At 40.7% G+C, this 5,860-nt stretch carries 7 protein-coding genes; 5 read left to right on the plus strand and 2 right to left on the minus strand.

Annotation, left to right across the window (positions count from 1 at the left end; all coding sequences use genetic code 11):
* The 5 genes from NZ583_08590 to mazG form a co-directional block, all read left to right on the plus strand.
* The coding region (locus NZ583_08590) for a hypothetical protein (GenBank protein MCS7281650.1) at nucleotides 1–820 on the plus strand (820 nt) is incomplete at its 5' end.
* The gene (msbA, locus tag NZ583_08595) at nucleotides 795–2,555 is read left to right on the plus strand and encodes a lipid A export permease/ATP-binding protein MsbA (protein MCS7281651.1); all 1,761 of its coding nucleotides are present in this window, start codon (nucleotides 795–797) and stop codon (nucleotides 2,553–2,555) included. The genes NZ583_08590 and msbA, both read left to right, overlap by 26 nt.
* Complete coding sequence (locus NZ583_08600; protein ID MCS7281652.1) at nucleotides 2,548–3,075, plus strand: lysophospholipid acyltransferase family protein; 528 nt, start codon at nucleotides 2,548–2,550, stop codon at nucleotides 3,073–3,075. The genes msbA and NZ583_08600 overlap by 8 nt, the downstream gene beginning before the upstream one ends.
* Nucleotides 3,076–3,196: 121 nt before the next feature.
* The gene (locus NZ583_08605; GenBank protein MCS7281653.1) at nucleotides 3,197–4,453 is read left to right on the plus strand and encodes a hypothetical protein; all 1,257 of its coding nucleotides are present in this window, start codon (nucleotides 3,197–3,199) and stop codon (nucleotides 4,451–4,453) included.
* The gene (mazG, locus tag NZ583_08610; GenBank protein ID MCS7281654.1) at nucleotides 4,437–5,189 is read left to right on the plus strand and encodes a nucleoside triphosphate pyrophosphohydrolase; all 753 of its coding nucleotides are present in this window, start codon (nucleotides 4,437–4,439) and stop codon (nucleotides 5,187–5,189) included. Before NZ583_08605 ends, mazG begins: the two co-directional genes overlap by 17 nt.
* 9 nt (nucleotides 5,190–5,198) lie before the next feature.
* Here the strand turns inward: mazG and NZ583_08615 are convergent, their stop codons facing one another.
* Nucleotides 5,199–5,402, minus strand: coding sequence for a cold-shock protein (locus tag NZ583_08615; GenBank protein ID MCS7281655.1), 204 nt, complete (start codon nucleotides 5,400–5,402; stop codon nucleotides 5,199–5,201).
* A 71-nt stretch (nucleotides 5,403–5,473) separates the two neighbouring features.
* On the minus strand, nucleotides 5,474–5,860 hold a 387-nt coding region (locus NZ583_08620), incomplete at its 5' end, for an MFS transporter (protein ID MCS7281656.1).

The following is a 5,860-nucleotide window of genomic DNA, read 5'->3' on the forward strand; positions in this document are numbered from 1 at the left end:
CTACTTTATCCCGCCCCAGATTTGGGCTTGGGGAAGAAGGAGGATAAAGATAATAAAAGAGTGTGTAGATCTCGTCATCTCTTTTTTCCCCTTTGAAAGATCGATTTATGAGGCTTATGGAGTAAGGTGTGAATTTGTAGGACACCCCTACGCTAATTCACTGGCGCCGAGTTATGAGAAGGAGAAGTTCTTTGAGGAATTTTCGATCCCCAAAGGAAATCCAATCATAGCTCTCTTTCCTGGAAGTAGAGAGGAAGAGGTAAAAAGGCACATGCCTTATTTTAGGGATCTCATAAAAAGGCTCGAGGAGCTACTTTCTCACCCCTTTTTCATATTCGCCAAGGCTCAAAGCGTAGATGAAAGAGAGATAAAAAAGTACATAAGATCTTTTCCTAATGTGCGCATAATCGAAAACCTCTCTAAAGATATCCTTTTTTTCTCGGACTTTGCCATTTTGGCATCTGGAAGTGCAACGCTAGAGGCGGCTTTAGCTGGTGTACCATCTGTCGTTATCTATAGACTCTCTTTTATCTCGTACCATGTTGCTAAGTTCTTAGTAAAAGTTCCTTACGTAAGCCTTCCAAACATACTTTTGGGTGAGGAGATCTTTCCCGAATTCATCCAAAACTTGGATACCCAAAAGATTGCTGTAACTATAAGGGATATGTTAAAAAGAGAGATGAAAAAAAAGATGGAAGAGCAAAAAGCAAAGATAAGATCCCTCCTTACATTACCAGATGGAGATCCATATAGAATCGCCTCACTGAAAATAGTCGATCTAATCAGGGAAAAGTATGGCTCTGTACCTGAGGCTAATTAAATACGTAAAACCATACTGGGGTAGGCTTGCCCTAGCAATGGTATTTATGTCTTTGGTTTCTGCCTCAAATGGCCTTACAGCTTTTATAGTAAAGCCCGTTCTCGACAAGATCTTCTTTGAAAAGAACGCAAGCATGCTAATCATCATACCTTTAGGGATCATCTTCCTCTATCTTGCCAAAGGAGTTTGCGATTACTTCCAGAGCTACCTTATGGGCTATGTGGGACAGAAGGTCGTAACCGACATAAGAAATATCGTTTTTAAGGCACTTCAGAGACAACCACTGTCCTATTTCGACAGAACCCCAACGGGAACTAACATTTCAAGGGTCGTAAACGATGTGAACCTCATCCAGAGTACCGTCTCTGACACACTTACAGCCGTCCTCAAAGATGCTTTAACGGTCTTGGCCTTAGTCTTTGTCGTCTTTTACAGGGACTGGAAACTCGCTTTAATCTCCTTTCTTATCCTTCCTTTCGCTGTATACTCCATTGTGAGTTTTGGCAGACGGCTAAGAAAGATTAGTGTAAAGGTCCAAAAGTCTGTCGCAAAAATGACAAGTTTCCTACACGAAAACATAACTGGACAGAGGATAATTAAGGCCTACTGCATGGAGCCGTACGAGGAAAAGAGATTCGAAGAAGAAAACGAAAACCTCTTCCGTACAATGATGAAAAGGTACAGAATACGGGCCCTTTCCTCTCCCATTATGGAGACATTAGGCGGGATCGCCTGTGCACTCATCATCTGGTATGGGGGAAGCCAAGTAATATCGGGAAAGTCGACCCCTGGTAACTTTTTTTCCTTTATAGCGGCCCTTCTTATGCTTTACGAGCCGATAAAGAGACTAAATAAAGAGAACCACAACATCCAACAGGGCCTTGCCGCAGCCCAAAGGGTATTCGAGATAATAGACAGGGAGCCCGAGATAAAGGAAAAGAAAGACGCAATTGAAATCGAAAGAATAGAAGGGGAAATAGAATTCGTGAATGTTTCTTTCAAGTACGAGGATAGGTACATACTCAAAAACGTGAACCTCAAGATAAAAAAGCACGAAATTGTAGCCATAGTTGGTGAAAGTGGGGTCGGAAAGACAACCCTTGTGAACCTGATTCCAAGGTTTTACGATGTGACAGAAGGATCGATAAGAATAGACGGTATAGATGTGAGGGATATAAAACTCAAATCTTTAAGGGAAAAGATCGCTATCGTTACTCAAGATGTTATCCTCTTTAACGATTCAGTGATAAATAACGTGGTCTTCGGTCAAGAAATCGATATGGAAAAAGTTAAGATGGCGATATCTATGGCCTATGCGGATGATATAGTTGCAAAGCTTCCTTCAGGGCTTTACACGATAATAGGAGAGAAAGGCTCAAGGCTCTCAGGCGGAGAAAAACAAAGGATCGCCATTGCGAGGGCCATATATAAAGATGCACCAATTTTAATCCTAGATGAGGCGACAAGCTCTCTCGATGCCGCATCAGAGCGAAAAGTGCAAAAGGCTTTAGAGAATCTAATTAGAGGAAGGACAACGATTATAATCGCCCATAGGCTTTCAACTATTATCGGTGCAGAAAGGATAATCGTTCTGGAGAAAGGGAAGATAGTTCAAGAAGGAGACCACAATAAGCTCATCGAAGAAGAAGGACCATATAGGAGGCTTTTCGAAGCCCAGTACAGAAAAGAGAGAAAAAAGCTCGTACCACTTGGAAGGATTGCGAAGAATGTTTAAAAAGATAAAGACATTTCTCCTACTTTATGTCTTTCCACCTCTCACCTACGTTTTCCTTAGAATCCTTAGAAAAACAATAAGCGTAATTCACGTTGACAGAGACTACGTTCTGGATCTTTGGCAAAAGACAAATCTTATCGTCTGTTTCTGGCACGGAAGGTTACTTATGATGCCCTTTGCTTACGAGAAAAAAAGAGGGAAGGTGCTTATAAGTAGGCATAGAGACGGAGAGTTCATAGCAAGAGTCGTAAAGTACTTCAATTTAGGTACGATTCGCGGCTCCTTCAAGAAAGGTGGAATTTCAACATCCTTCGAACTTATAAGGAGCTTAAAAGACGGCTATGATATAGCGGTAACCCCTGATGGACCAAGGGGTCCTAGATACGTCGTAAAAAAAGGGATACTTGAGATTGCAAAGCTCACAAGTAAGCCTGTAGTTCCAGTATCTTACGGCGCAAGTAAAAAAAAACTTTTAAATCATGGGATGAGTTTGTCCTGCCACTACCTTTTTCCAAGGTAGTCTTCGTCTGGGGAAGACCTATCTTTATAGAAAGGGAAGCAAAGGATGATGAGATAGAGAAAAAAAGGGAGTATCTCGAGCGTACTCTAAAAGAGCTTACAGAGAGGGCAGAGATCCTCGCATGTGGAGACTGATATACAGGTTTTTTTCCTATCCTTTTTTCCTCTTTTCGCTTTTTTTTCTTGTCTTAAAAAAAAAGACACGAATAACGTTAAAAAAGAGGCTTAGGCTTAAAGTTCGCACAAATGGTAAAAGGATCTGGATCCATTCTGCTTCGCTGGGGGAGGCACTTATCGCAAAGACGCTTATAGATTTTCTTTCAAAAAAAGCTTATCATCGCTTTCTCGTAACTACCCACACATCTTACTCTAAAGAACTCTTAGAGAGAGAGATCAAAAAGAAAGCAGAGATCCTCTATGCTCCATTCGATTTATGTTTGTTTGTGAGGTCCTTCATAAAAAACCAAAACGTAAAATCTCTCATTTTAGTTGAAACAGAACTCTGGCCCAATATGATCTGGGAAGCAAAAAGAGCGGGTATTCCAGTCCTTATCGTAAACGGAAGGATATCGGAGAGAACCTATCCGCTATATAGAAGGCTAAAGTTTTTCATGAGAAGTTTCATGTCAAAAATCGATCTTGTCCTTGCCCAGTCAGAAAAGGATGCAGAAAGGTTTTTAGAGCTCGGGGTGGACCCAAAAAGAGTATCGGTCATGGGAAACTTAAAGTATCTTAGGGATTTCCAAAACGAAGTATCCTCAGTAAAGAAGCTAAAAGCGGTGACATTTGGAAGCATAAGGGATAAGGAAAAAGATGGCATTTTACGTGTAATAAAGGATCTAAAAAGGAAGTACCCGGATCTCATTGTCTATATAGCTCCAAGAACTTTCGATATTTTGGGCAGTCTTGAAAGGGAGTTAATTTCGGATCTTAAAGTCGAAAGGTATTCGAAAATTAAAACAAATACCCTATCAGAGGGAGATTTCGATGTTATTCTTGTGGATACGGTTGGAGATCTACCAAAAATATACGCAAAAAGCCTAGTTGCCTTTGTGGGGGGTAGCCTTTTCCCTTACGGAGGCCATAACATCTTAGAACCCCTTTTTTTCGGTACACCTGTCCTTTTTGGACCATATGTTGAAAATTTTAAAGAGATATCGGAGGAGATACAAAAATCGCATGCGGGATTCATGGTAAAAGACTTCAATGAATTAGAAGATATGTTGGAGAGCTTAATCCTCAACGAGAACTTAAGAGAATCCACAAAAAAAAATGGGCTAAGTCTACTTGCAAGAAAAAGAGAAGAGATAGAGAAGAACTTACATATCCTTTTCCAGTTCATAGAGGAGGGGGCCAAATCCAATGCAGGAATTCTCTGATCTTTTAAAGCTTATGGAGACCTTGAGGGGAGAGAAAGGTTGCCCCTGGGACAAAAAGCAGACACTCGAGTCCTTTAAAACTTTCCTCCTTGAGGAGGTCTACGAACTTCTAGAGGCAATAGATAAAAACGACTCCCAGGCCCTAAAAGAAGAACTCGGAGACCTTCTATTCCACATAGTCTTTATCTGCCAGATATGCAAGGAAGAGGGTAGGTTTGAAATGAAAGATGTGGTAGTGGGTACTTATAACAAAATGGTAAAAAGGCACCCCCATGTCTTTCTAAATGAAAAGATAAAAGAGCCGATTCCAAAAAGGTGGGAGGAGATAAAAAAAGAAGAGAAGGAAAATTATTCGCTACTTCGAAACATCCCTAAAGAGATGCCTGCCCTCCTTAGGGCTTATGTAATTACGAAAAAGGTATCAAGGGTTGGATTCGATTGGGAAAAAGTTGAAGACGTATTTTCAAAGCTAAATGAGGAGATAGAGGAACTGAAAGAGGCACAGAGGCTCTCAGACAAAAAAAAGATAGAGGAAGAGATAGGCGATCTCCTATTTACAGCTGTTAACCTTGCGAGATTTTTGGGGATAGAACCAGAAGATGCCCTTCGCAAGGCAATAGACAAATTCATAGACCGTTTCTCATACATAGAGAGAAAGATCGACCTAAACTCTTCTACCCAAAAGACTATGGATGAGCTATGGGAAGAAAGAAAGGATATGGAAAGGGGGAGATGACCCCCTTTTTTACTTAACCTTCGTTACGTTTGCCGCTTGAGGTCCCTTTGGACCTTTTACGATATCGAACTTAACTTTTTCACCCTGTTTTAAAGTCTTAAAACCTTCCTGTTTTATCGCGGAATAATGGACGAAGACATCTTCCCCATTTTCCTGCTCGATAAAACCGTAACCTTTTGAGTCGTTAAACCATTTGACCTTCCCTACTGGCATACATCTTACTCCTTTCAAAAAAATTAAAGCCTTTCGGCCTACCCGTATCTTATGAAGATTCATAAGGTATGTCAAGCCAAATCTTTACTCGGAGTCAAAAACTTAGATTTATGCCTTTTTTCCTTGATCAAAAGCGTAGAAAGCAAAGCAAAAAGACTAAGGATCGCCAAAATATAAAAGCTCAAATCATAAGATGAAGTTCTATCGAATATATATCCCCCGAGGTACCCAAAAAGCCCACCCCCTAAGAAGTGGACCGTGTTTATAAAGCCAACTATCGATCCAAGATGGGACTTTCCGTACATCTTTCCCGCAAGGTAGGGGGTCAAAGGTGCGGTCACAAGATGGGTAAGCCCAAAAATCAAAGAAAAAACGTAAAAAGAAAAGGTCGATTTAAAAATGGAGATCCCGTAGAAGAGTAGAACCCTAAGAACGAAAGTAAATAAAATCGGGATCTT

The organism is Thermodesulfobacteriota bacterium, from assembly GCA_025062045.1.
Classification (GTDB): domain Bacteria; phylum Desulfobacterota; class Syntrophorhabdia; order Syntrophorhabdales; family JANXAF01; genus JANXAF01.